Origin of the sequence: Blattabacterium cuenoti (assembly GCF_014251775.1) — a bacterium.
GTDB classification, from domain to species: Bacteria; Bacteroidota; Bacteroidia; order Flavobacteriales; family Blattabacteriaceae; genus Blattabacterium; species Blattabacterium cuenoti_H.
Map to the genome: position 1 here is coordinate 1 of NZ_CP059199.1, position 26,400 is coordinate 26,400.

The 26,400-nt window shown below is 22.1% G+C and carries 20 protein-coding genes and 1 other RNA gene; 10 read left to right on the forward strand and 11 right to left on the reverse strand.

Translation table 11 applies throughout. From position 1 onward, the window contains the following. Window positions 1-42: 42 nt before the first annotated feature. From nusA to aspS, 3 genes are all read left to right on the forward strand, one after another. Entirely contained in the window at window positions 43-1,278 is a 1,236-nt protein-coding gene (nusA, locus tag H0H58_RS00005; protein WP_185865024.1) for a transcription termination factor NusA, read from the forward strand. A gap of 84 nt (window positions 1,279-1,362) precedes the next feature. Then, window positions 1,363-3,912: a translation initiation factor IF-2 gene (gene infB / locus H0H58_RS00010; protein ID WP_185865025.1), complete on the forward strand. Its 2,550-nt coding sequence runs from the start codon at window positions 1,363-1,365 to the stop codon at window positions 3,910-3,912. Between the two features lie 32 nt (window positions 3,913-3,944). Further along, a complete protein-coding gene (gene aspS / locus H0H58_RS00015) occupies window positions 3,945-5,633 on the forward strand; it encodes an aspartate--tRNA ligase (protein WP_185865026.1) in 1,689 nt (562 codons plus the stop codon). A 17-nt stretch (window positions 5,634-5,650) separates the two neighbouring features. On the opposite strand, the gene H0H58_RS00020 is transcribed toward aspS, so the two are convergent. Both H0H58_RS00020 and H0H58_RS00025 read right to left on the reverse strand, forming a co-directional pair. Then, window positions 5,651-6,139, reverse strand: a complete 489-nt coding sequence (locus tag H0H58_RS00020) for an inorganic diphosphatase (protein ID WP_185865027.1) — start codon at window positions 6,137-6,139, stop codon at window positions 5,651-5,653. Between the two features lie 11 nt (window positions 6,140-6,150). Beyond that, entirely contained in the window at window positions 6,151-7,380 is a 1,230-nt protein-coding gene (locus H0H58_RS00025; RefSeq protein WP_185865028.1) for a dihydrolipoamide acetyltransferase family protein, read from the reverse strand. 107 nt (window positions 7,381-7,487) lie between these two features. Between H0H58_RS00025 and H0H58_RS00030 the strand changes: the two genes are divergently transcribed. Continuing rightward, window positions 7,488-9,023: an NAD(P)H-hydrate dehydratase gene (locus H0H58_RS00030; RefSeq protein WP_185865029.1), complete on the forward strand. Its 1,536-nt coding sequence runs from the start codon at window positions 7,488-7,490 to the stop codon at window positions 9,021-9,023. Here the strand turns inward: H0H58_RS00030 and lnt are convergent. From lnt to H0H58_RS00065, 7 genes are all read right to left on the reverse strand, one after another. After that, window positions 9,020-10,567, reverse strand: coding sequence for an apolipoprotein N-acyltransferase (gene lnt / locus H0H58_RS00035; protein ID WP_238785139.1), 1,548 nt, complete (start codon window positions 10,565-10,567; stop codon window positions 9,020-9,022). The genes H0H58_RS00030 and lnt overlap by 4 nt on opposite strands. An 83-nt stretch (window positions 10,568-10,650) precedes the next feature. Further along, window positions 10,651-11,069: a transfer-messenger RNA gene (ssrA, locus tag H0H58_RS00040) on the reverse strand. Window positions 11,070-11,128: 59 nt separating this feature from the next. Further along, on the reverse strand, window positions 11,129-12,388 hold the full coding sequence (rodA, locus tag H0H58_RS00045) for a rod shape-determining protein RodA (RefSeq protein ID WP_185865030.1): 1,260 nt from the start codon (window positions 12,386-12,388) through the stop codon (window positions 11,129-11,131). After that, on the reverse strand, window positions 12,345-14,255 hold the full coding sequence (gene mrdA / locus H0H58_RS00050) for a penicillin-binding protein 2 (protein ID WP_185865031.1): 1,911 nt from the start codon (window positions 14,253-14,255) through the stop codon (window positions 12,345-12,347). The genes rodA and mrdA overlap by 44 nt, the downstream gene beginning before the upstream one ends. A gap of 3 nt (window positions 14,256-14,258) precedes the next feature. Next, a complete protein-coding gene (locus H0H58_RS00055) occupies window positions 14,259-14,762 on the reverse strand; it encodes a hypothetical protein (RefSeq protein ID WP_185865032.1) in 504 nt (167 codons plus the stop codon). A gap of 8 nt (window positions 14,763-14,770) precedes the next feature. Then, window positions 14,771-15,583, reverse strand: a complete 813-nt coding sequence (mreC, locus tag H0H58_RS00060; protein WP_185865033.1) for a rod shape-determining protein MreC — start codon at window positions 15,581-15,583, stop codon at window positions 14,771-14,773. 21 nt (window positions 15,584-15,604) lie between these two features. Beyond that, on the reverse strand, window positions 15,605-16,645 hold the full coding sequence (locus tag H0H58_RS00065; RefSeq protein WP_185865034.1) for a rod shape-determining protein: 1,041 nt from the start codon (window positions 16,643-16,645) through the stop codon (window positions 15,605-15,607). A 93-nt stretch (window positions 16,646-16,738) separates the two neighbouring features. Between H0H58_RS00065 and folK the strand changes: the two genes are divergently transcribed. The 5 genes from folK (at window position 16,739) to H0H58_RS00090 (ending at window position 21,454) form a co-directional block, all read left to right on the forward strand. Continuing rightward, complete coding sequence (gene folK, locus H0H58_RS00070) at window positions 16,739-17,239, forward strand: 2-amino-4-hydroxy-6-hydroxymethyldihydropteridine diphosphokinase (protein ID WP_185865035.1); 501 nt, start codon at window positions 16,739-16,741, stop codon at window positions 17,237-17,239. 125 nt (window positions 17,240-17,364) lie between these two features. Continuing rightward, entirely contained in the window at window positions 17,365-17,757 is a 393-nt protein-coding gene (locus tag H0H58_RS00075) for a Rid family detoxifying hydrolase (RefSeq protein ID WP_185865036.1), read from the forward strand. Window positions 17,758-18,271: 514 nt separating this feature from the next. Next, window positions 18,272-19,021: a tRNA pseudouridine(38-40) synthase TruA gene (gene truA, locus H0H58_RS00080; protein WP_185865037.1), complete on the forward strand. Its 750-nt coding sequence runs from the start codon at window positions 18,272-18,274 to the stop codon at window positions 19,019-19,021. After that, window positions 19,018-20,754 carry an ABC transporter ATP-binding protein gene (locus tag H0H58_RS00085; RefSeq protein WP_185865038.1) on the forward strand — a complete coding sequence of 579 codons (1,737 nt, stop codon included), beginning with the start codon at window positions 19,018-19,020 and terminating at the stop codon, window positions 20,752-20,754. Before truA ends, H0H58_RS00085 begins: the two co-directional genes overlap by 4 nt. A gap of 58 nt (window positions 20,755-20,812) precedes the next feature. Next, the gene (locus H0H58_RS00090) at window positions 20,813-21,454 is read left to right on the forward strand and encodes a thiamine diphosphokinase (RefSeq protein WP_317168427.1); all 642 of its coding nucleotides are present in this window, start codon (window positions 20,813-20,815) and stop codon (window positions 21,452-21,454) included. Window positions 21,455-21,458: 4 nt separating this feature from the next. Here the strand turns inward: H0H58_RS00090 and H0H58_RS00095 are convergent, their stop codons facing one another. Further along, entirely contained in the window at window positions 21,459-22,382 is a 924-nt protein-coding gene (locus H0H58_RS00095; protein WP_185865039.1) for a malate dehydrogenase, read from the reverse strand. A gap of 72 nt (window positions 22,383-22,454) precedes the next feature. On the opposite strand from H0H58_RS00095, the gene gcvP reads away from it, so the two are divergent. Further along, window positions 22,455-25,334, forward strand: a complete 2,880-nt coding sequence (gene gcvP, locus H0H58_RS00100) for an aminomethyl-transferring glycine dehydrogenase (protein WP_185865040.1) — start codon at window positions 22,455-22,457, stop codon at window positions 25,332-25,334. Here the strand turns inward: gcvP and tsaD are convergent. After that, window positions 25,331-26,371, reverse strand: a complete 1,041-nt coding sequence (gene tsaD, locus H0H58_RS00105; protein ID WP_185865041.1) for a tRNA (adenosine(37)-N6)-threonylcarbamoyltransferase complex transferase subunit TsaD — start codon at window positions 26,369-26,371, stop codon at window positions 25,331-25,333. The two genes, gcvP and tsaD, sit on opposite strands and share 4 nt — an antisense overlap. Window positions 26,372-26,400 lie beyond the last annotated feature (29 nt).

The window sequence follows — 26,400 nt, forward strand, 5'->3', positions numbered from 1 at the left end:
TTAAGTTATTAATATTAAAAAAGTTATAATTTATGTAAACTTATGAATAATAAATCTTTAATAGATTCTTTTTCAGACTTTAAATATGAAAAAAATATAGACAAAATAAATCTTATGTCTATTTTAGAAGAATCTATACGATCTGTTTTAAAAAAAAAATATGAATCTTCAAAAAATTATGATATTATAGTTAATCTTGATCAAGGAGATTTAGAAATATGGAGAAATAGAATAGTGGTAAAAGATGGATCAGTAAAAAATACTAATAGAGAAATAGAATTATCTATAGCAAGAAAAATAGAACCTGATTTTGAAATAGGTGAAGAAGTAACAGAAAAAGTAGAATTAAAATCTTTAGGAAGAAGAGCAATTTTATCTTTAAAACAAAATCTTTTATCAAAAATAAATAAACATGACAATACAAATATTTATAAAAAATTTATAAATAAAATAGGAAAGGTTATAAGCGTTGAAGTATATCATATTTTACCAAGATATATAATTGTTAGAGATGAAGAACTCAATGAAATGATTTTACCAAAACAAGAACAAATTCCAAATGATTTTTTTAAAAAAGGGGATCTAGTTAAAGTTTTAGTAAAAAAAGTTGAATGGAAGGATAATAAACCTTTTGCCATTCTCACTAGAAAAGATTCAAATTTTTTAAAAGAATTATTTAAATTGGAAATTCCAGAAATATCTGAAGGATTAATTACAATAAAAAAAGTTGTTAGAATTCCAGGTGATAAAGCTAAAATATCAGTAGAATCTTATGACGATAAAATCGATCCAATAGGAGCATGTGTCGGGATAAAAGGATCTAGAATACATCCTATAGTAAAAGAATTAAGAAATGAAAATATAGATATAATTAATTACACTTCTAATAATGAACTTTATATAACTCGTTCATTAAGTCCTGCAAAAATTTCTATGATAGAAATGAATGAAGAAAAAAAACTTGCAAATGTATATTTAAAAGTAGAGGAAATTTCTAAAGCTATTGGAAAACATGGGCAAAATATAAAATTAGCTAGTCAAATAACCGGTTATAAAATATATGTATTTAAAGATTTTCATTTTGAAGATGATGTCGAATTAACTGAATTTTCTGACGAAATTGATCCAATAATTTTAGAAAAATTTCGTAAACTTGGACTAAATACTGCAAAATCTATTTTAAATTATAAAAAAAATTCTTTAATTAAAGCAACTAATATTGAAGAAAAAATAATAACTAAAATAGTTACTATTCTACAAAAAGAATTCGAAAAATAAATTAATAACATTAAAAAATTAAAACTTTTATAAGTTTTTTTTATCACTAAATTTTTATTTTTGTTCTTAATTGAAAAATAAAATATGGTTGATAAAATTAGATTAAAAACGGTATTAACTAGATATAACATATCATTACAAAGATTAGTTAATTTTTTAAAAAAAAATGGAATTAAAATAGAAAATAATCCTAATTCTAAAATAGAAGAAAAAACATATAAATTTATAGTAAAAGAATTTCAAAATCATATAAATTTTAATAAATCAGAAAAATTATTATTAAAAAATAAAATAGATAGAAAAAAATTGGAGTTAGAAAAAAAACTAGAATTAGAAAAAAAACTAGAATTAGAAAAAAAACTAGAATTAGAAAAAAAACTAGAATTAGAAAAAAAACTAGAATTAGAAAAAAAACTAGAATTAGAAAAAAAACTAGAATTAGAAAAAAATAAAAATAAAATTTATAAAAAACCTGAACATATAAATACTATCTATCAAAAATTAGATGGTGTTATTTTAACAGGTGATAGAATAGATCTATCTAAATTCGAAAAAAAAAATAATCAAGACTTAAAAAAAAAGAGAAAAAGAATTAGAAAAAAAATATCATTTGTTAATTCTAATTTTAATGATAAAAAATTTCATAAAAAAATTAAAAAGAATAATTTTACTAATTCATTTAATTTCAATGAAAAAAAATTATTAAAAAAAAATAATCAAAATAAAAGATTAAAAATTAATAATGGAAAAATTGAAAAAAAAATAAAAAAAAATTTAGAAAATTCATCCAATAAAGCTACAAAATCAAAGCATTTAAAAATAAAAAAAGAAAAACGTCAGAATAAAAAAGAATACAAAAAAAATATTCAAGTAAAAATAGAAAGTAAGAAAAAAGAAAAATTATTAAAATTATCTGAATTTACTACAGTTAATGAACTATCATCAATGATGAACGTAAGTCCAGCTGATATAATCATGTATTGTATGTCTTTGGGGGTTATGGTAACTATGAATCAAAGATTAGATACAGAAATCTTAACATTAGTAGCTGATGAATTTGGATATAATTTAGAATTTATAGATTTAGATTTAGAAGAAGCAATTAAAGATAATAAAGATTTAGAAAAAGACTTGAAACCGAGACCTCCTATAATTACTATTATGGGACATGTAGATCATGGTAAAACTTCATTATTGGATTATATAAGAAATACAAATGTTATTGCAGGAGAATCAGGGGGGATTACTCAACATATAGCAGCTTATAGCGTAGAATGTAATAAAAATCAAAGTATTACTTTTTTAGATACTCCTGGACATGAAGCTTTCACTGCTATGAGAGCAAGAGGAGCACAAATAACTGATATTGCAATTATAGTAATAGCTTCAGATGATCAAGTAATGCCACAAACAAAAGAGGCAATTAGTCATGCACAAGCCGCTAATGTGCCAATGATTTTTGTATTCAATAAAATTGATAAACCTAATTCAAATCCTAATAAAATTAAAGAACAATTATCAAAACTTAATTTATTAGTTGAAGATTGGGGAGGCAAAATTCCATCTCAAGAGATATCAGCAAAAGTAGGAACAGGAATTAAAGAATTATTAGAAAAAGTTATTCTAGTTTCAGAATTATTGAATTTAAAAGCTAATCCTAATAAACCAGCTGTAGGAACAGTAATAGAAGCATCTTTAGATAAAGGAAAAGGATATATTACCACTATTCTTATACAAGGAGGTACTTTAAAAATAGGAGATTATGTTTTAGCTGGAGCTCATCACGGAAAAATTAAAAATTTATTGGACGAAAGGGGAAAATATATTTTACAAGCAGGGCCATCTAAACCAGTAACTATAGTAGGATTAAATGGTGCTGCTACTCCAGGAGAGAAATTTAAAGTATTTAAAAATGAAAAAGAAGCTAAACAATTAGCTATAAGAAGAGAACAGTTAAAAAGAGAACAAAGTATTCGTGCTCAAAAACACCTTACATTAGATGATATAGGGAAACGAATAGCTTTAGGTGATTTTAAAGAATTAAAAATAATTATTAAGGGAGATGTAGATGGTTCAGTAGAGGCTATAGCAGATTCTTTACAAAAATTATCTAGAAATAATATAGTTATTAGTATTATTTACAAAGGAGTAGGACAAATTACAGAATCAGATATTCTATTAGCAACTGCTTCAGATGCTATTGTGATAGGATTTAATATTCGTCCTAATGTAAATGCAAGAAATATAGCAAAAAAAGAAAATATAGAAATCCGTACTTATTCTATCATATATGATGTAATAAATGATATTCAAGAAGCTATAAATGGACTTTTTTCATCAGAAAAAAAAGAAAAAATATTGGGAAATGCAGAAGTTAGAGAGATATTTAAAATTCCTAAGATAGGAAAAATAGCAGGATGTATGGTAATTGAAGGAAAATTATACAGAAATGCAAAAGTTAGATTAATTAGAGAAGGAGTTATCATTTATAATGGTGAGTTAAATTCTTTAAAACGTTTTAAAGAAGATGTTAAAGAAGTTAAAAAAGGATATGAATGCGGATTAGGTATAAAGAATTATCCTGATATAAAATCAGGAGATTCAATAGAAGCTTATGAAGAATTATCTGAATAATTATAATAATAATTAATAAAAATATATCTGTTATGTATAGAACACATAATTGTAGAGAGTTATGTAAAAAAAATATAGGTGATCAAGTAATATTATCTGGATGGATAAATCAAATAAGAAATTTAGGATCTTTATTTTTTATAGATATCAGAGATTATTTTGGAATAACCCAATTAATAATTGATAAAAATAAAATAAAAGAAAATTTAGGAAAAGAATTTTTAATAAAAATAGAAGGAAAAGTAGTTGAAAGATATTCAAAAAATTATGATTTACATACAGGATCAATAGAAGTAATAGTATCAAAAATAAAAATTTTGAATAAATCTATTCCTCTTCCATTCAATATCAATAAAAAAGAAATAGATGGAAAAGAAGAAGATAGAATGACTTATAGATATCTTGATATAAGAAGATCATCTATAAAAGAAAATTTAATATTCCGTCATAATATAGTATTAAAAATACGTAATTTCTTATCTAACAATAATTTTATAGAAATAGAAACACCTATGTTAATTAATCACACCCCTGAGGGGGCTAGAAGTTTTTTTGTTCCATCAAGAAAATATCAAAATAAATTTTATTCACTTCCTCAATCGCCTCAAATGTTTAAACAATTATTGATGATTGGTGGGATTGATAGATATTTCCAAATAGTTAAATGTTTTAGAGACGAAGATTCTCGTTCTGATAGACAAATAGAATTTACTCAAATAGATTGTGAAATGGCATTTGTAGAAATTGAGGGTATATTAAAATTTTTTGAAAAATTTATTCATTATATTTTTTATATTAATAATATTAAATTATTAAATAAAAAATTTACTGTTATCCCTTATAAAGAATCTATTAAAAAATATGGAACAGAATCTCCTGATATCCGTTACGGAATGGAGTTTTGTAACTTAAATTCTTTAATTTATAAAGAAAATATTCATTCTCTTGTAGAGAATGAATTGATAATAGGAATTAAATTAGAAAATTTTAATGAAACTATTTACAAAAAAATTGATTTTTTAATTAAAGAAATTAAAAACGATAATATTTTTTGTATTAAATATTTATCAGATAAAAAAATATCTATTATTAATAATAAAGAAAATATTAATATAAAACATTTATATATAATTTCCAAGTTTTTTGAAATTAAAACAATGAGTTATATATTCATTTCTTATGGTAAAAAGCATTTAGCAAGATTTATTTTAAATAAAATACGTAATAGAATAATTAAAATAATTGATATTAAAAATAATAAAAAAATTTATTCTCCTGTTTGGATTACAGATCATCCTATATTGAAATGGAAAAAAAAACAAAAAATTTATAAATCCATGCATCATCCATTTACTAGTCCTAAAGAAGAAGATATTCATTTATTAAAAACGAATCCTGAAAAGGTAAGATCTAAATCATATGATTTAATTATAAATGGAATAGAAATTGCCAGTGGTTCTATAAGAATTCATAAAAAAAATATACAAAATATTATATTTAAACATTTAGGATTTTCATATAAAAAAATAAATTCCATTTTTGGATTTTTCACTAAGGCATTAGAATATGGTGCTCCACCTCATGGGGGAATTGCTTTTGGTTTAGATCGGTTAATAACTCTATTACGAAATAGTGATAATATAAAAAATTTTATAGCTTTTCCAAAAAATAATTCTGGAAAAGATCTTATGACTAATGCTCCATCTAAAAAAATAGAATAAAAAACTTTATTTGATTATTAATTTTGTTTTTTTTTAAAACGCAAATAAGATTCTTTATACAAATGAATAGCAGATTTTTTATTTTTCCAACCTTCTATTTTTACTATTTTATTTTCTAAATCTTTATAAACAGAAAAAAAATGTTCTATCTCTTTTTTTGCATGTAATGGAATTTCATTAATATCTTCAATTTTATTATAATTTGGATCAGAAAGTGGAACACATATTATTTTTTCATCTTTCTCTTTATTATCAACCATAGAAAAAATTCCAATCGGTTTAACTTTAATTAAACATCCAGGAATAGTGGGAGCTGTTAAAAAAACTAATACATCCATTGGATCTCCATCTAAAGAAAGAGTATTTGGAATAAATCCATAATCAGCCGGATAAATCATAGGAGAATATAATACCCGATCCAATCGGATTAAATTATTATCTTTATCAAATTCATATTTATTTCTACTTCCTTTAGGGATTTCAATTAACACGTCAAAAGTAATCATCGTTATTTTATTTATATTTCTGTATAAAAGTTAAATTTTTCTAAATATATAGCGACTCTTTTAGCAAAACTACCTCCTAAAAATCCATCTATAACACGATGATCATAAGAATGAGATAAGTAAGTTTTATATCTAATTCCAATGCAATCTCCTTTTGAACTTTCTATGATAGATAACTTTTTATGAATTAATCCTATGGCAAGAATAGCTACTTGTGGTTGATTTATAATTGGTGTTCCAAAAAGATTTCCAAAACTACCAATATTACTAATAGTGTAAGTTCCTCCTCTAGTTTCTTCTGGTTTTAATTCATTTAATTTTGCTCTTTTTATTAAGTCATTAATAATCTTTATCAATCCTCTTAAATTATATGAATCCGCATATTTAATTACAGGAACAATTAGATCGCCATTAGGTAATGCAGTAGCAAAACCTATATTTATATTTTTTTTTTTGATAATATTTTTACCATTTACAGATATATTGATCATAGGATTATCTTTGATGGCTTTTACCACACATTCAACAAAAATTGACATCAGTGTTAATCTTTCTCCGGTATTATTTTGAAATGAATCTTTAATATTATTCCTCCATTTCACAATGTTAGTAACATCTGCTTCAACAAAAGAAGTAACATGTGCTGATATTCTTCTGCTATCTATCATATTTTTTGATATCATTTGACGAGTCCTATTCATTTCAAATATATCTTCATTTATTTCATTGTTATCAATTTTTTTAGAGTAAAAAATATTATTATATGATGATTTATCTTCAGATAAAGAAAATTTTTCTTTATTTTTTTTCTTAATATAGTCTAATATATCTTTTTTAGTAATTCTTTTATACTCACCGGTTCCATTTATTGTTTCTAACTCATAATAATTTATTCCTTCTTTTTTAGCAATAGAACGAACAAGAGGTGAATAAAATTTTTGTTTATTCTTTGTTATTTCTGTTTCTTTAAAAGATATAGAATTATTTTTTTCATTTTTTTTATTTTTTTCTAAAATTGCTATGGGATATCCTATTTTAACAATTTCATTAGTAGCAAACAGTAGTTTCTTTATAATACCACTTATAGGAGATGGAATTTCAGAATTGATTTTATCTGTTGCGATTTCTACTAAAATTTCTTCTTTTTTTACAAAATCTCCTTCTTTTTTTAACCAACGAATGACAGTAGCTTCATTGATACTTTCACCCATAGAAGGAAGTATAAGTTTATATTCTCCCATTTAAATTTATCATTTTATATATTTGCATTATTGCATTATAGATAAAAACTAAATCATTAGAAAATCATTAGGATTAATCGTTAAAAATAATAAATTCATTTCAAAAAATGAAAATTCTTTCTTTAAAACAAATAAAACAGGCAGATAAAAATTGTATCCAATCCGAATCTATTTCTCATTTTGAGCTAATGAAAAGAGCTGCAAAAAAATGTTTTGATTGGATTAAAAATTCTAAATTTATAAAATATAAAAAATATCCTTTTATAATTTTAGCAGGAAATGGAAATAATGGAGGAGATGGTATGGCTCTAGCTGAATTGTTATATATAAATGGATTAAAACCTTCTGTATATATAATTAATATTTCTAATCATTATTCTAATGAATTTATTTTAAATAAAAATAATTTATTGAATTATTATAAAATAAAAATTCATAACATTTATGAAAATGACTATTTTCCTATTTTAAATAAAAAAAGTTATCTTATTGATGCTATTCTAGGAATAGGATTGAATAGACCAATAACAAAATATTGGCAGTCATTTTTCCATTTTATAAATAAAAAAAAATTCTTATCTGTCTTATCTATAGATATTCCTTCTGGAATTTTTATCGAAAAAAATATTGAATTTTCTTCCAATTCTATCATTAAATCTGATCATGTTCTAAGTTTTCAAATTCCAAAGTTACCGTTTTTATTGCCTGATTATGAGAATTTTATAAATAATTGGCATTTACTAGATATCGGATGGAAAAAAAAATTTATTGATAAAAAAATATATTGTAAATATTTTTTTATAGAAAAAAAGGATGTTTCTTTTTTAAAAAAAAAAAGAAAAAAATTTTCTCATAAAGGAAATTATGGTCATGGATTAATTATAGGTGGTAGTTATGGTATGATTGGATCTATAATACTTGCTGGAAAAGCTAGTTTTCGTAGTGGAATTGGAAAATTAAGTATATATGTTCCATATTGTGGATATGATATAATTCAAAATAATGTTTTCGAAGCTATTGTAAAAACTGATAAAAAAAAAAATTACATAAGTAATATTACTATTACAGATATAGATAAAATAAATGCTATAGGAATAGGAATGGGATTAGGAATACATTCCAATACAATAAATTCTTTTATTAAATTTTTATATAAAATTAAGGAAAATTTAATTCCTGCTGTTATTGATGCAGATGCTATAAATATTTTATCTATAAAAAAATATTTACTTAATTTACTTCCTAGTAATACAATATTAACTCCTCATCCAAAAGAATTTAAAAATTTATTTGGATCATGGAATAATGATTATCAAAAATTATATCTTTTAAAAAAATATTCTAAAAAATATAAAATATTCATTGTGTTAAAAGGCGCTTATACTATTATTTCTACTCCTGATGAAGAATTATATTTTAATAGCACCGGAAATCCTGGAATGGCAACTGCTGGAAGTGGAGATGTTCTTACAGGAATTATAGTTAGTTTATTATCTCAAGGATATTCTTCAATAGAATCATGTATTATTGGTGTTTATTTGCACGGATTATCAGGAGATATAGCTTCAAAAAAATTAGGGGAAGAATCTATTAATTCTACCGATATAATTCATTATTTAACAGAAGCTTTCCAGAAAATTTAATTTATTATATTTTTATTAATTATAAATTTATATATCAATAAATATAAAATAATTATAATTGTAATAACAAAACATATTCTATATAATAAATCTCCATTTCTTATATAAAATGTTTGTTTAGAATTAGAATATATTTTTTGATATAAAACTCCATGTTTCCCATAAGGTAAAAATGATTTTATATTTCCTTTTTCATCAATAAAACAAGATATTCCAGTATTAGATGATCTAGCAATATATTTTCGGGTTTCAATGGCTCTAAGACGTGAATAATATAAATGTTGTTTATATCCTTCTGATTTACCCCACCATCCATCATTAGTAATGATTACCATTAAATTTGCATTTTTTTTGCAAAAATTAGATACATATTCTCCAAATACTGATTCATAACATATAATAGGCGCTATATTAAAATGAAAATGTTTGAATAAAACTATATTTAGTTTTCCTAATTCTATAATATTTCCACCAAAATCAAGTAACATATTTCCTAATATAGGATATAAAATATTTTTATATGGAAAATTTTCTCCACCTGGAACTAATTTATATTTATGATGATAATAAATATGTTTACTATCTGTTTTTATTTGAATTATAGAATTATAAAATTTTTTCTTTTTATGTAAAGTCGTTAATTCTACTCCAGTTATAAATATAGTTTTAGGAGATTTTTTTTTCAAAAAATTTCTTAATTGATTAATAACTTCATTATCATTTATATCTAAATAATTAGAATTAGATATAGCTTTATTTTCTGATAATGAAAATAAAGTTTCAGGAGCAACCACTAATAAAGGTTTTTTAATAATTTTTTTATTAATTAACGTTTTTAATTCATATATTATTTTTTTTGTAGACATTTTTTTACTATATGGATCAATATTAGGTTGTAACAACAATGTTGTTACAACATAATCTCGTTTTATTATTAGATTATTATAAATTACAATTGATATAAAAATCATTAATATGATATTCATAACATTTATTAAACAATTTTTATATAAAACAATTATATTTTTATTTTTTTTATATCTAATTATAGATTTTATTATTCCAATATTTACTATCCATATCCAAATAGTTCCACCTAATGTTCCAGTATATTCATACCACTGAATCCATTTTATCTGGTTAGAGAATCCATTTCCTAAATTTAACCATGGCCAAGATAATTCCCATTCTAAATGAAGTTTTTCAAATAAAATCCAAAAACAAATTAAAAAAATATATCCAATATCTCTATTATCCAAATTTTTTTTTATGTATGAATAAATAATAAAAATAATGGACATAAAAAGAGAATTAAATAATATGGGAATTAAAAATGCCTCAATTGCATAACTTCCATCAGGCCTTTTTGCATAACTTAACCACCATGTGGTTGTAGAGTTCCATATTAAAAATGAAATAAAAGAAAATAAAAAAATATAACGAAAATTATTTTTTTTACTCAAAAATTCTTCTACATATAATAACGGAACAAAAGATATAAATAAAAATAACGGATTCCCATTGGTTGGCCAACCAAAATACAATAGAATTCCAGATAATATACTATATAAAAAAAATTGTGTATTTATTTTCTTTCTTTTCTAAGATCTAATATAAAAAAATTATAAAATGGAGTTGGCGGGATTCGAACCCGCGTCCAAACAACTACAATAAAAGATTTCTACATATTTATCCAAAAAATTTAATAATTCAATTTATATCCGGTTTTTGGATTCCAAATATAAATTTAAGATTCAAAAAAAATTCAGAAAATATTAGAATCATCAATTTTCTCATTCCTTAAAACATTATGATAGTATCTTAATTATTTCAAGAATTATAAGGAAAAAATTCTTGATTTAAGACATTTTGCTACCCAAATAATGAGTTTTATAGCTTAATTAAAAAAAACTAAGCAGCAAAAGCGTATTTTTCTTCGCCTTTTATATTTTTGTAACGATGATTTTACGTGCGAATCATTACTATAAACACGATATGCTTACTTTTATTGAATAAAATTGCTGTCAATAACCATAAAACAACCCCTTATATTTTTTATTTTAAATGAAAGACTGTAATATAATATTTTTTTTTGAAAAAAAAAATTATAATCTATAATTAGATTGATTAAATGCATCTATTCTAAGAAATAAAAAAAATAATATAGTAAAAGATAAAAAAGATGATCCACCATAACTAAAAAATGGCAGAACGATTCCTATTGTAGGAAATAACCCCATTGCCATTCCTAGATTTATAAAGAAATGAATAAGTATAATATTTCCTACTGAATATCCCAAAATTCTTCCAAAAGGATCTTTTTGTTTTTCAGATAAAAAGTAAATCCTACCAATAAATAATAAATAAAAAATTATTAAAATAACACTACCCAAAAAACCCCATTCTTCACCGACTGTACAAAAAATATAATCAGTATGTTGTTCTGGAACAAACCTACCCTTAGTCAATGTTCCCTTATGAAATCCTTTTCCAAAAATTTTTCCAGATCCAATAGCAGTTTTAGAATATAATAAATTATATCCTATATCATTTCTATATTTTTTATCAAATTCATTTTGAAATAAAATACTTATTCTATTTATATGATGTGGTTTTAATACTTTTTTTAAAATAAATGGAGAAATAACGGAAAAAGAAGAAAAAATTATAAATAAAATTATGTAATAAAAATAATCAAAAATTTTTTTTTTTTTTTTCGTTATAAAAATAATAAATAAAAATAAAAATAAAAATGAAATAATTATAGAATATGATATTTTTAATAGAGGAAGTATAAATAACAATATGAAAAAAATACAATATAATATAAATATTATTGATAATCCTTCTCTATACAAAGTCAAAAAAAAAGAAGAAAAAATTATAGAAGAACCAGGATCAGGTTGCTTAAATATTAAAAATGAAGGTAAAATAAGTATTAATAAAATAATAAAAAAAATTTTTCTATTGTTTAAACTATACTTATTCAATAAGTTAGCAATAACTAAAGATGTAGATATTTTAGCTAATTCAGATGGTTGAAAATTTATAGGACCTATTATATACCAAGATTTCGATCCATTAATTTCTTTTCCAAAAAAGAAAACTCCTATTAGTAATAATAAAGTTATTATAAAAAATAATATAGAAAAATTTTTATAATAAATGGGTTTAAATGAAAAAATAATTAATATAGAAATAAAACTAATAAATATCCATATTAATTGTTTTTCCGCTTTTTCAATAGAAACAGAATATAAATTTATATAACCAAAAAATGTTATTATGAAATATATTATTATAATAAACCAATCTATATTATTAATATAATTTCTCCTTCTTCTTATTAAAAGAATTTTTTCCATAAGAATTTTTTAATTTTTTTATTCTAGCAATAGAATTATATATTTTTTGTAAATCCGATTTTACAATTTTTTCTTCCAAATTTTTTCTGTTTATATTATGATTGATATATTGCTCAGCAACAAGACTGGCTAATGGTCCGGCAATATTTGATCCAAAACCACCATTTTCTATAACTACAGAAATTGCTATTTTAGGATGTTCTACAGGGGCAAATAAAATAAAAATTGAATGATCAGGAAGAGATATCATTTTCTTGTTAAAATAAATAAAATTTTGAGAAGTACCTGTTTTTCCGGCCATTCTAATACTAGGATATTTAAAACTCCTTCCAGTTCCAATTAAAAATACCTTTTCCATTCCATTAATTATGGAATTAAAATATTTATTGTTTTTCACTTTAGTGTATTTTGCTTTTTTATAAAAAGATGTTAAATTTTTATCTATACTTCTTACAATATGAGGAGTATAGAAAAAACCTTTATTTGCCATTATACAAGATAAATTGGCTAATTGAATAGGAGTTACGTTTATTTCACCTTGTCCAATACTATTGGAGATAATAGTCATAGCATTCCATTTTTTTTCTCCATATTTCTTGTTATAATAATCTCCAGTAGGGATTATACCTTTTTCTTTAGAAGTTAAATCGTTAGAAAAATTTTTTCCAAAACCAAAACTTTTAACAATGTCACTCCATTCATTAACACTTTTTGTTAAATTTTTAGGATATTTTTCTATGATACGTTTATAAACTTGTGCAAAATAATTATTACAAGAAACAGCTATTGCAGTTTTTATATCAATAGGAATCCCATGAATTCTAGATTTACAACGAATTCTTTTTTTACCATATCTAAAACCATTATGACATGAAAAATGCGTTTTATCATTAATAACACCCATATGTAATCCAGATAATCCTACTAATAATTTAAATGTAGAAGCCGGAGAATATTTAGCTTGTGTAGCCCTATCTAATAATGGTTTATCTACATCTTTTATTAATTTTTTAAATTCTTTAGATCTATTTTTTCCTACAAATAAATTGGGATCACTTACAGGACTAGAAACTAAAGATAATATTTCACCATTATTTGGATCTATAGCGACTACCGCACCCTTTTTATGAATCATAAGTTTTTCCACATATTTTTGTAAATCCCAATCTATAGTCAAATAAATATCACTACCACTCACAGCTTTAATATTATTCTTTTGATGGTTATAACTATCTATAATAACTCCATTTCTATCCCTTAACCAATATTTTATGCCTTTTTTACCTCTTAAAATTTTCTCATAATATTTTTCAACCCCTGTCCAACCAATAAAATCTCCTATTTGATAATAATTGGATTCTCTTTTTATATCTTTTTTAGTAACTTCCCCGGTATATCCTAAAACATTAATAGAACTTTCTACTTTATAATCTCTAATAGAACGTTTGGTCCAATCAAATCCTTTATATTTGTATAATTTTTCTTGTATAGATGCAAATTTTTCTTTTGGAATAAGAGGTATAAATATAGAAGGTAAATATTTTGAATAAGATCTAGCTTTTTCTAAATTTTTAAAAAAAGTACTTTTTTCAATACCTACTAGATTACAAAATTCTTTAACATTAAAATTTTTCTCTAGGAGTATTGGAATCACTATTAACTCATAAATTGGTTTATTAAATACCAATAATTTTTTATTTCTATCGAAAATAAAACCTCTATCTGGAATAATAATTTCTTTCTTTATAGAAGTATTATAAGCATTTAATATATATTTATCTGTATATATTTGTATATAGAATAATCTCATTGTAAAAATTAAACCTATAACACTTAATAATAGATAAAATTTAAATAAGTACTTCAATTTTTAATTTTTTCTAAAGAAAAAATATATAATACATAAAATAGCTGTAAAAATACTATTGGATAATCTTTTTAAAAAAAAAATTTTATTAAAAATTGCTGATTCATTCAATAATTCTAATATTAATAATGACATATCATGCATTATAATTAATGAAAAAATATAAAAAAATTTTTTCAAAAATGATAAATTATAAATAGAAAATCTATTACTATTTAAACAATTTTTTCCATCAAAAAAAATTAGAATATCTAATCGTATAAACGCCAATAATGTTGTAGAAAACATATGTATTCCTATTGTATTCATAAAACAATCGATAAAAAATCCAATGAAAGATGAAAATATTAGAAATATATATTTATTCCATTTATATGGATAAGTTAATATAAAAATTATAGATATACATTCATTTAAAAATATAGGATATTCAAAAAATAATATTTGAATTAAAACAAGAAAAAAAATATAAATTGTTAAAATAAAAATATTTTTAATAATATTCATTTATTGTATTAATCCGAATCTTTATTAAGATCGTCCCATTCTTTTTTTAATAGATTTTTAACAAGATAAGCATTTCTAATAGTAGAAAAATCGGAAAATATTTTAACTTTTACTATAAAATTTGCTTTTCCATCATCTAACTTATAAGAATAAACTCTTCCAATAGGAATTCCTTCTGGAAAAGTAGAAGATTTACCATCAGTTTCTACAATATCTCCTATTTTTATAGAAGAATATTTAGGAATGTCATATAAAATTAAATATTTATAATCATTACCATCCCAAGTTAAAGTTCCAAAATTTTTATCTCTTTTTAATCTAACATTTAATTTTATTTTTAAATTAAGTAAAGAAATAGCAGTGCTAAAATTAGGCGTAGTTTTTACTATTATCCCTGCAATTCCATTAGGTAATATTAATCCCATATCTACTTTAACTCCATCTAATTCACCCTTATTTATAATCATATAATTTTCTTGTTTATGAATATTATTATTTATAATTTGTACTGGTGTATAGGTATACTGTTGTAAATATTCTTCATTTACTTTTGTGTAATCATTAGATATTTTTGTTATTTTAGAAAAAATACTTTCACGATGTAACCTTTTATTTTCTTCTAAAAGTTGTTTATTTTCTGTTTCTAATAGAAAATATTTTTTTAATTCATAAATAGTTTCATAAATTTTTCCAAATAAAAAATTTGAACCATCACAAACAAATTTTTGATTAGAAAAAGTAAAATATATCGCTATAAACTCTAATATAAAAAATAGAATAATAAATTTATACTTAAAAAAAATATTAGAAGAATTGCACATATTAATAAAGAAATTAATTAATTATTTCATTAAAAAAGTAAATTTATCAATATTTTTTAACGCTACTCCTGTCCCTTTTACTACAGATCTTAATGGATCTTCAACTAAAAAAACAGATAAACCGGTTTTATTAGATATTCTTGTATCTAATCCTCTCAATAAAGCTCCTCCTCCAGCCATATAAATTCCAGTTTTATAAATATCTGCTGCTAATTCTGGGGGAGTTTTAGACAATGTCTCCATAACAGCATCTTCAATCCTTAAAATTGACTTATCAAGTGCTGGGATCGTTTCTTTATAAGAAATATTCATTTCTTTAGGTTTTCCAGTGGTTAAATCTATTCCTCTTATATGAATATCTTCAGGAATAGGATCAATAGAATCCATTACGGCTCCTATTTTTATTTTAATTCTTTCAGCGGTCCTTTCCCCTATATATAAATTATATTTACTACGTAAAAAATATGCTATATCATTATTAAAAACATCCCCGGCAATTTTTATCGATTTTCTACATACTATTCCACCTAAAGCGATTACTCCACATTCTGTGGTTCCACCACCTATATCAATAATCATATTCCCTTCTGCTTTAGTTACTGATATTCCAGAACCAATAGCGGCTGCCATTGGTTCTTCTATTAAATAAACTTCTTTAGCATTTAAATGTTGAGCAGAATCTTTAACTGCTCTTTTTTCTACCTCTGTGATACCAGATGGAATACAAATAACCATAGTTAATGATGGTGTAAAAATTTTATTGTTTATTCCGGGAATTTTTTTTATAAATTCTTTTATCATTAATTCTGCTATTTGATAATCTGCAATCACTCCATCTTTTAACGGTTTATATATTTTAATACTTTCATGTGTTTTACCTTGCATTTGTTTTGCTTCTTCTCCCACTGCTAAAATTCTTTTTGTTCTAACATCTATAGCAATTATTGAAGGTAAATCAACTACCACCTTATCATCATACATTATTAGTGTATTTGCAGTTCCTAAATCTATTGCTATTCCTTGAGAAAAAAAATTCTTCATAAAATTTATAGCTAATTCCATTAATATTTTTATCCTTTAATTTAAATAAAAATTATACTTTTTTAGTAATATTGTACATTATACATTATAAAATAAATAAATTTTTTCTTTATTTTGAAAAAACATTTTACTTATTTATTAGCAGGAAGCAATCAAGGTGATAGAAAAAATTATATTAATTATTCTTTAGAATTGATCTCCAAAAAAATTGGAACAATAACTAAAAAATCTTCATACTTTGAAAGTCAAGCATGGAATATGAAAAAAAACACCCCAAATTTTTTGAATAGAATTTTCCGTGTAAGTACAATTTTATCACCAATGAATTTATTGAAAATGATATTAAATATAGAATATTTAATAATCAAAAAAAAAAAAAATCCAAAAAATATTTTTTATGAAAATAGAAAAATAGATATAGATATACTATTTTATGATCAATTAATTATAAATTCAAGTAACTTGATTATTCCACATAAGTTATTACATTTTAGGAAATTTGTACTTTTTCCAATGTGTGAAATCAATCCAAATAAATTACATCCTATATTTAATATGAATATGCTAGAAATATTAGGAACATGTTCAGATATATTATGGGTCAAAAAAATATAAATATAAAATAAAAATATTTTATAATTATTAATACAAAATAAAGAAAATATAAACAATGATAAATCATTCTAAAAATATTTAATTATATGTAAATTTAATTACGTAAAATTTAGCTATTAATAATCATGAATTTTAAAAAAAATTCTATATCAAAAGATATTCCTATTCATGGGCCGTATAGTTCATATGTTTTGATAAAAAATTTCCTTTTTATATCTGGACAAATTGGAATCAATATAAAATCCGGAAAATTAATTTCTTCTTCGATTGAAAAAGAAACTACACAAATAATGTACAACATCAAAATTATACTATTAAAAAATAGGATGGATTTTGATAATATTGTTAAATCTACAATTTTTTTAAAAAAAATGGATGATTTTGATAAAGTTAACAAAGTATATTCTGAATTTTTCAGTAGAAAAAAACAATATCCTGCAAGAGAAACTGTACAAGTTTCGGGATTACCTAAAAAAGCTAATATAGAAATATCTATGATAGGTTATCATCATAATTAATAAATTTATTGATAAATAAAATTTATAGACTTAGTCTAATAATACTTATCGACCATATAAGTAAGTATAAGCATTTAAGTATAATAGACTAGAAAATAATAAATAAAAAAATTTAAATATACATTTACTCCATTCTAAAATATTATTAATAATTGATCATTTTAAAATCAAAAAAATAATTTAAGATTAAGATTATCTAATTTAGATTATGGAATTTTTTCTAAAAAAAATTATTTAACCATTTTCAATACTTTTGGATAAAATATAGTTTCAAATGTTAATTTTTTATTTTTATACAATCAAATAAAATTATTAATTATAAATCTTCTAATAAAAATAGAATCATTAATTAATTAATTAATGGATTATTAAATTATATAATAAAATTACCAAAAAAAATTATTTAGAACAAAGAATTAATTAAAACATAACTACATATAACTAATAAAAAAAATACGAAAAAGTTGTAATATTATCATTAAAAATTTGAATTAAAATAAAATATTAACATTTATTGAGATTTTTTATCGAATTATCTTATAATGGAAAAGATTTTTATGGATGGCAAATACAAAAAAAAGTAAATACAATAGAAGAAAAATTGGAATATTGTTTATCAAAAATTTTGCGTAATCCAATAAATTTAATAGGAGCTAGTAGAACAGATAAAGGCGTTCACGCTAAACAAATGTTTGCGCATTTTGATTATTATGATAAAAACAATATTGATTTTAATACTCTAAAAAATAGAGTAAATATTTTTTTACCTAATTCTATAAAAATATTAAATATTTTTCCAGTAAAAAAAAATGTTCATGCAAGATTTGATGCAATAAAAAGAATATACCAATATCATATTACATGCAAAAAAAATCCTTTTAATCAAAATTTATCATGGTATTGCTTTTATTCATTAAATATAAAAAAAATGAATATAGCTTCAAAAAAGCTATTAGATTATAAAGATTTTAGTGCTTTTTGTAAAAAAATTCAAAAAAATAAAAATAATAATTGTAAAATTTATCGTGCTTTTTGGTATAGAAAAAAAGAATCAATTTATTTTACAATTGAAGCTAATAGATTTTTAAGATCTATGGTACGATCCATTATAGGTACCATTATTGATGTTGGTAGAAATAAAATTTCTATAGATGATTTTGTAAAAATTATAGAATCAAAAAATTTTAGATTATGTAGTCCTTTAGTTCCACCATACGGATTATTTCTTTCAAAAATTATCTATCCAAAAGATATTTTTTTATGAAAAATAATTTAAAAAAATTCATAGAATTTATTTTAGATTATAAATTAATTTTAATATTAATAATTATTATATCTATATTGAATTCTTTTATATCATCTTATAGACCAAAATTAATACAAGAAATTATAGATTATCATATTATTTATAAAGATCTATTAGGATTTCAAAAAATATTAGTGATTAGTATATTTTTTCTTTTTTTAGAAAGTTTTTTAAATTTTGTATTATTATATCTTTCTAATATTTTATCTCAAAATATTATTTCAAACATAAGAATATTATTATTCAACAAATTAATACATTTTAAAAATTACTTTTTTAACAAAAATCCAGTAGGAAAAATAATTTCTTATTGTATTTCAGATATAGAAACTATAAGTGTTATATTTAATGATGGAATACTTTTAATATCTGGAGATATAATTAAAATTGTAATGATCATTATAATGATGTATACTATCAATCATTTATTATCAATTATAATATTATTAATTATTCCTGTTATATATATAATAACCAGATTTTTTCAAAAAAGACTTAAAAATACTTTTCATGAAGAAAGAAGACATAATTCTCATTTAAATAGTTTTATTCAAGAAAATATAATAGGAATGTTTATTATACAAATCTTTCATAAAGAAAAAGAAAAATATTTAGAATTTAAATCAATCAATTATAAATTGATGAATGCTCATATTAAAACAGTTTTTTATTTTTCTATTTTTTTTCCATTAGTAGAACTTATTTCTGCAATAATGATAAGTATAGTAATTTTTTATGGAGGAATTTATGCAATAAAAAAAGAAATCCAACCAGGAGAAATAATAGCTTTTATTTTTTTTATTTATTTACTTTTTAGACCAGTCCGGCAAATAGCAGATAGATTTAATCTTATTCAAAGAGGATTAGTAGGAATAGAAAGAATATTTTATATATTAAATAATAATGATCATCATTCTGAAAAATTAGAATATAAAAATAAACTTTTTTTTAAAAGAATTAAAGGATTTATTACATTTAATAATGTATATTATTATTATCCAAATAATAAGAAAAAATTAATATTAAATAGAATTTCTTTCAAAATAAAACCAGGTGAAAAAATAGCTATAATAGGTGATACAGGATCTGGAAAATCAACAATTGCTCATTTAATTTCTAGATTTTATGAATTAAAAAAAGGAAATATATATATAGATGGATTTTCTATAAAAAAAATTGATTTAAGAAATTTAAGATTTCATATAAGATTTATTCCCCAAAATATTTTCTTATTTAATGATTCTATTTTAAATAATATAACATTAGGTAATCCTTTAATAAATTTTAATTCGGTCAAAAATATGGCAAAAAAAATTGGAATACATGATTTTATAAAATCATTTCCAAATGGTTATCAATATGTAGTAAAAGAAAGGGGAGAATTATTATCTACTGGAGAAAAACAGCTAATTTCCTTTTTAAGAATTCAAATGCATCCTTATTCAATACTAATTCTTGATGAATCTACTGCTTCATTAAATAATAAACTAGAGAAAATAATTCAAAATGCTATTAATTTTATAGTTAAACAAAAAACATCTATTATTATAACTCATAAAATTTCAACATTAACAAATGTTGATAAAATACTTCTTCTTAAAAAAGGAAATATTATAGAATATGAATCACATAATGATTTAATAAAATTAAATAAATATCATAAAAATGATACTATTTCTTTTTTAGATTAAATTAGATTAATCATATGATTATAAATTATATAAAAAATTATTATTTTTAAATAAAATTATGAATATTAATCATCGTTATCAAGGACCGGAAATAGAACTATTTCTTAATGGAAATCCACCAATTTTTAATAAAAATTTTTACAATAAAAATAAAAAAATTTTTGCCGTGGATGGTGCATATAATTACTTAAAAAAAAATAAAATTAAAGTAGATTATTTTAGCGGTGATTTTGATTCTTTTCCTTATTTAAACAAGGGAAAAATTTCTGTAAAAAAATGTATTTTTGAAACTTTTAATCAACAAAAAACTGATTTTGAAAAAGCTTTGAACATTATTTTTCATAAAGGTTATTTTAATATAAATGTTTGGGGAGCTAGTGGAAAAGAACAAGATCATTTTTTAGGTAATATTTCTGTAGCATTAAAATATAAAAATGAATTATCTATAATATTTTATGATAAATATTATTCATATTTTTTTCTTCAAAAAAAATCTAATTTTTTCGTAAAAAAAAATAAAATAATATCTCTTTTTCCATTTCCAAAAGTTATGGGATTAAGAACTAATGGATTAAAATATTCTACAAAATATATGAAAATGGAAATCGGAAAAGATATTGGAATAAGAAATAAATCTATAAAAGAAAAAATAGAAATATCATATAAAAGTGGAAATATTTTAATTTTTATAGAAAAATAAAATTTTATAATTTTATTTTTTCTAAAATATTATTTATCTGATATGCAGATTTATGTAATAAATATAATTCATTCTTATTTAATTGTAATTCTATAATTTTTTCAACTCCATTTTTTCCTAAAATTATTGGGACCCCTAAAAAAATATTTTTTAAATTATATTCTCCCTTTAAGAAAGAAGAACAACAATATATATTTCTAGAATTTGTTAAAATAGATTCAATCATTTTTACAATAGACATTGATGGTGCTATCCAGGCAGAAGTTCCTAAATAATTAACTATACTTGCTCCTGCGTATTTAGTCATTTCAATAATTTCTTGATTATCTTCTTCTGATATAAATTCTTTAATGGGAATTCCAGAAATAGTAGTATATCTATATAAAGGTACCATGGTATCTCCATGTCCACCTAATAATAAAGTTTGAATATTAACAGGAGATACATTTATTTTTTTAGATAAGAAATAACAATATCTTGCAGAATCTAAAATTCCTGCCATCCCTATTATTTTATAAGGATTTATTTTAGCTGTCATATAAGTAATATATGTCATTACATCTAATGGATTAGAAACAACTATAAACTTAGCATTAGGAGATAATTTTATAGAATTATTTACAACAGACCTTATAATTTTAGAATTAGTATTCACTAAATCATCACGACTCATTCCGGGTTTTCTAGTTATTCCACAAGTAATAACTATTATTTCAGAATTTTCTGATTTTGTATAATCGTTTGTATATCCATTTATTTTTGTACTAGAATCTATAATAGAAATCATTTGTGATATATCTAAACTTTTTCCTTCAGAAATTTTTGGCTTAATATCTATAAGTACAATTTCTCTGACTATATTTTTTTTAGCTAAAAAAGTAGCACAAGAAGAACCAACATTTCCCGATCCAATAATAGTAACCTTCATTCTTAATTTTTTTGATAAATAAATATTTTTCTAACTTTGTAATATAAACACATTTTGTTAATATCATGAAATATGAGAGATGATTACATCAAAAGAGATGATTTTTGCTATAGACATATAGGATCTTCTAATGAAGATATAAAAAATATGTTAAAAACTATAAAATCATCATCTTTAAATGAATTTATAAATAAAACCATTCCTGAAAAAATTCGTTTTAATGGTGATTTGAATCTCCCTGATTCTATATCTGAATATCAGTATTTAAATCATATTAATAATATTGGAAAAAAGAATAAAATATATCGTTCTTATATAGGTATAGGATATAAAAATACAATTGTTCCAAGTGTTATTCAAAGAAATATTTTACAAAATCCAAATTGGTATACACCTTATACTCCATATCAATCTGAAATATCTCAAGGAAGATTAGAAGCTTTATTAAATTTTCAAACCATGATTTCAGATATTACCGGAATGAAAATTAGTAATGCATCGATGCTAGATGAATCTTCTGCCGCAGGAGACGCTTTATTTATGATATACCAAAAATTTTTAAAAGAAAATAATAATAAAGTTAACGATAATCATTATTTTTTCATTTCAAATGAAGTATTACCACAAATTAAATACGTATTAAAAACAAGATGTTTTGGATTAGGAATTAAATTAATTGAAGATAATTATGAAAAATTAATTCAAGGAAAATATAATAAAAAAATAATGTTAGGAATATTAATCCCTTATCCATCTTATTTAGGTGAAATACATAATTATTTAGAATTAATTAATTATGCAAAAAAAAATAATATTCCAATAATAATATCTGCTGATTTATTATCTTTAATTTTATTAAAATCTCCTGGAGAATTAGGAGCAGATGTAGTAATAGGATCTAGTCAATCTTTTGGAATTCCATTATCCTATGGAGGACCTTATGCTGCATTTTTTTCAATTAATGAGGAATATAAAAGATTTCTACCAGGTAGAATAATCGGTGTTTCAATTGATAAAAATAATAAAAAAGCATTACGAATGGCATTACAAACCAGAGAGCAACATATAAGAAGAGAAAAAGCAACTTCTAACATATGTACATCACAAGTTTTACCTGCCATAATTTCTTCTATGTATGCCGTTTATCATGGAAAAAATGGATTAATTAAAATAGCTAAAAATATACATAAAAATGCTAAAATTCTAGAATATTTATTATCTAATTATGAGAATTTAAATCAATTAAATAAATATTATTTTGATACAATTAGAATAAAAACAAATTCTAATATTATAAAAAAAATAAAAAAAATATCTGAAAAAAATAAAATTAATTTTGGTTATCCAAAAAATAACCAAATCATTATAAGTTTAGATGAAACTACTAATTATAATGATATTATTGACATCTCATCTATTTTTGCTGAAGCAACTCAATCAAAAAAAAGAAAAGAATATATAATTCTTAAAAAAGATAAAATTCCTATTTCTTTAAAAAGAAAATCTGATTTTTTAAATCATAAAACATTTCATAAATATCATTCAGAAAATGAATTAATCCGCTATATTAAAAGATTAGAAAAAAAAGATATTTCTTTAAATCATTCTATGATTCCATTAGGATCATGTACGATGAAATTAAATTCATCTGTAGAATTAGAATCTTTAACTCAAAATGAATGGAAAAATATCCATCCATTTGTTCCTAGTAAGCAATCAAATGGATATAGTTTTATTATAAAAAAATTAAAAAATTATTTAAAAGAAATTACAGGATTACCTGGAATTTCTTTACAACCTAATTCAGGTGCTCAAGGAGAATATGCTGGACTTATGACAATAAAACAATATTATCATTCGTTAAAAGAATATCAAAGAAATATAGCATTGATTCCTTCTTCTTCTCATGGAACTAATCCAGCTTCAGCAAAAATGGCTGGAATGAAAATCATTTTATTAAATACAATAAAAAATGGATCTATTGATATAGAAGATTTACTTAAAAAAATTGAAAAATATAGAAATTTTTTATCTGTATTAATGATAACTTATCCATCTGTACATGGAATATATGAAGAAAATATTAAAGAGATTATTAAAATTATTCATAAAAATGGAGGACAAGTATATATGGATGGTGCAAATATGAATGCTCAAGTTGGACTAATTAAACCTTCAGATTTAGGAATTGATGTATGTCATATAAATCTTCATAAAACATTTGCTATTCCTCACGGTGGTGGTGGTCCTGGAATGGGGCCTATCTGTGTAAAATCACATTTAATTCCATTTTTACCTAATTATCCATTATATAATAAAAAATATAAAAAAAGAATATTAACTATTTCTTCTTCTCCATATGGAGCTCCTCTTATATTAACTATATCATATGCTTACATTCGATTATTAGGAGCAAATGGTTTAACCAATTGTACAAAAATATCATTATTAAATGCCAATTATATAAAAGAAAAATTAAAAAATTTTTATAATATATTATATGTTGGAAAAAATAATATGGTAGCACATGAATTAATAATAGATTGTAAAATTTTTAAACCTTTCGGAATAGAAGTAACAGATATTGCAAAAAGAATGATCGATTACGGTTATCATGCACCTACTATATCATTTCCAGTAAATGGATGTATGATGATTGAACCTACTGAAAGTGAATCAAAAAGTGAAATTGATCGTTTTATAGAAGTTCTTATATCAATAAGACAAGAAATTAAAGAAATAGAATGTAAAAAATATTCTAAAGAAAATAATGTTATTAAAAATGCTCCTCATAGTATAGAAACATTGACCAATGATAATTGGAACTATCCATATAGTCGAAAAAAAGCTGCCTATCCACTTAATTGGATAAAAGAAAACAAATTTTGGATATCAATAGATCGTATTGATGATGCATATGGCGATAGAAATTTAATATGTAGATGCATCTAATTAATGAAATATTTAAACTTTGAATATGGTGTTACATTAAGGGAATTAAACTGTTTTTTATGATATTTTATCATTCCTGTAATAGCTATCATAGCACCGTTATCATTAGTATAAAGATTATTTGGAATAAATAAATTCCAATTATTTTTTTTAGCTTGAAATAAAAAAACTTTTTTAACTCTTTCATTAGATGAAACTCCTCCTGATAAAGTAATCCGGTTTATTTTAGTTTTTATAACTGCTTTATGTATTTTTTCTATAAGAATATCTATTATAATATTTTGAATAGAAGCACATAAATCAAATAGATTTTTTTTTAAAAAATTAGGATCCTTTATTAATTTTTCATCAATAAATCTAAAAATATAACTTTTTAATCCGCTAAAACTAAAATTTAACCCTTTTACTAGTGGTTTTGGAAATTTAAATTTTTTAAAATTTCCATATTTAGAATACTTTTCTATAAAAACTCCTCCTGGATAAGAAAAACCAAATTTTCTAGCAATCTTATCGAATACTTCTCCTATAGGATTATCTAGTGTACTACCTAATACTTTCATATGTAAATAATCATCTACTTTTATAATTAATGTATGTCCTCCGCTTATTACTAAACTTAAAAATGGAAAATTTGGATAAGAATTATTAATATTTCCATTTTCTATGAAATGTATTAATGTATGTGCTTGAATATGATCAACTGTTATAATAGGAATATTTAATCCTATCGCTAATGATTTGGCTAAAGAACATCCTATTAATAATGAACCTATTAATCCTGGTCCAATGGTAAAAGATACAGCATCAATTTGATATTTTTTTATATTTGCTAATTTAATAGATTTATCTATTGCTTTTAATAAGTTTTTATCATGTAATCTTGCAGCTAATTCCGGAACAATTCCACCATATTTTTTATGTATATTTTGACCAATTATAACGTTAGATAAAATTTTTCTAGATCTAATAATAGATACTGCAGAATCATCACATGAGGATTCAATACCAATAATAATTGGATCTTTTTTATACTTCATAATTTTTTTTATAAATTATATTATATATT